The following is a 1,773-nucleotide window of genomic DNA, read 5'->3' on the forward strand; positions in this document are numbered from 1 at the left end:
GGCTGCGATCTTTTGATCTTGATCTTTTCAAAAGCAAAATCAAAAGATCGCAGCCTGCGGCAGCTCCTACAGTGGTGGTCAAACCGGTTGTAGTTTTTGCTCGAAAACCGCCACCCCATCCAGATCCCGCAACACCACACTCATCTCCCCGCTCTGCCCTTCAATATTCACCTCACCAAAAAACTGAAAGCCGGCAAACGGCGAGGTGTTCTGCACCGCCGGTGCCTTCTCGAACACCACCTGCGGCCCAAAGGTTTTATCCAGCGGATTCGGCCCGAAACTCCCGGCATTCAACGGCCCCGCAACAAATTCCCAGAACGGCTCGAAATCCTGAAACGCCGCCCGATCCGGGTGATAGTGATGCGCCGCGCAGTAATGCACGTCCGCCGTCAAAAAGACGAAGTTGCGCACCTGCTGCGCGCGCAGGAATCCGAGCAATTCGGCGATTTCCAGTTCACGCCCCTGAGCCGGGCCGGGGTCGCCATTGGCCACCGCTTCCCATCGCGCCACACCCGGACTGACTTCACCGTCCGGCACGCCAAGCCCGATCGGCATGTCCGCAGCAATGACTTTCCACTGTGCCTTCGACGCCTTCAATTCACGCTTGAGCCAATCCAGTTGTTCACGCCCGAGAAACGGTTTCTCCGCGCCCAGATTGTCGTCATTCGCCTCGCGATAACTGCGCATATCCAGCACAAACACATCAAGCATCGGCCCGTAACTGAGTTTGCGATAAATCCGTCCGCCACCGTCGGCGGCCTGCAAACGCATCGGCGCATTTTCCAGCCACGCCTGCCGTGCGCGTCCCACCAAGGTGTGGATATCTTTTTCCTGATAACGCTCATCCAGTTGCTTGCCCGGCGACCAGTTGTTGACCACTTCATGGTCGTCCCACTGCCAGATCTGCGGCACTTCGGCGTTGAAGCGGCGGATGTTTTCGTCCATCAAGTTGTAGCGATAGTTACCGCGATAATCGTCGAGGGTTTGCGCGACTTTGCTCTTCGCTTCAGTGGTGAGGTTGCGCCAGATGCGCCCGCCTTCGGTGGTGAGCTGCGCAGGCACCGGGCCGTCGGCGTAGATGGTGTCGCCGCTGTGGATAAAGAAGTCCGGCAGGCGCAGGCGCATGGCTTCGTAGATGCGCATGCCGCCGATGTCGGGGTTGATGCCGAAGCCCTGGCCGACAGTGTCGCCGCTCCAGACAAAACGGATATCGCGTCTGGCCGCCGGCACACTGCGCAAATGGCCGAACCACGGCTCGCTGGCGACGCCGGTCTGGGCGTCTTCGAAGTACACGCGATAGAAAATCGCCTGATTGGCGGGCAGCCCGGTGAGCTCGACGCGGGCAGTGAAATCAGTACGCGCGTCGGCCAGTGGCGAGATGAATTTACGCGGGTTACTGAACAGGCTGCGGGTGTCCCACTCGACCACCATGCGCGCGGGGCGATCGCTGCGACTCCAGATCATCGCGCGATCGCCGAGCAGGTCGCCGGACTGCACGCCATCGGTCAACTGCGGACGATCCTTGACCGAAGCAATCACCGCCGGCGCCAGCCCCGGCAGCAACAGCCCGGCGCCGATCCCTTGCATGACACGCCGGCGACCGAGATTGAAATCGCTCATGCTGTTCTCCCTGAGAAAAGGAAAACTTAAGCACGACATCATGAAACACACATGACACCAGACACACCGCAGAACCCATTGTAGGAGTGAGCCTGCTCGCGATATCGGTATATCTGCCAACATTCATGTCACTGACAGACCGCTATCGCGAGC

General features: G+C 59.5%; 1 protein-coding gene. It reads right to left on the minus strand.

Annotated features, from left to right (window positions below):
- Positions 1-78: 78 nt before the first annotated feature.
- On the minus strand, positions 79-1,620 hold the full coding sequence (locus tag QMX93_RS30645) for an alkaline phosphatase D family protein (RefSeq protein WP_282359328.1): 1,542 nt from the start codon (positions 1,618-1,620) through the stop codon (positions 79-81).
- Between the last annotated feature and the right edge of the window lie 153 nt (positions 1,621-1,773).

The organism is Pseudomonas sp. PS01303 (genome assembly GCF_029959385.1).
Taxonomy (GTDB): Bacteria; Pseudomonadota; Gammaproteobacteria; order Pseudomonadales; family Pseudomonadaceae; genus Aquipseudomonas; species Aquipseudomonas rustica.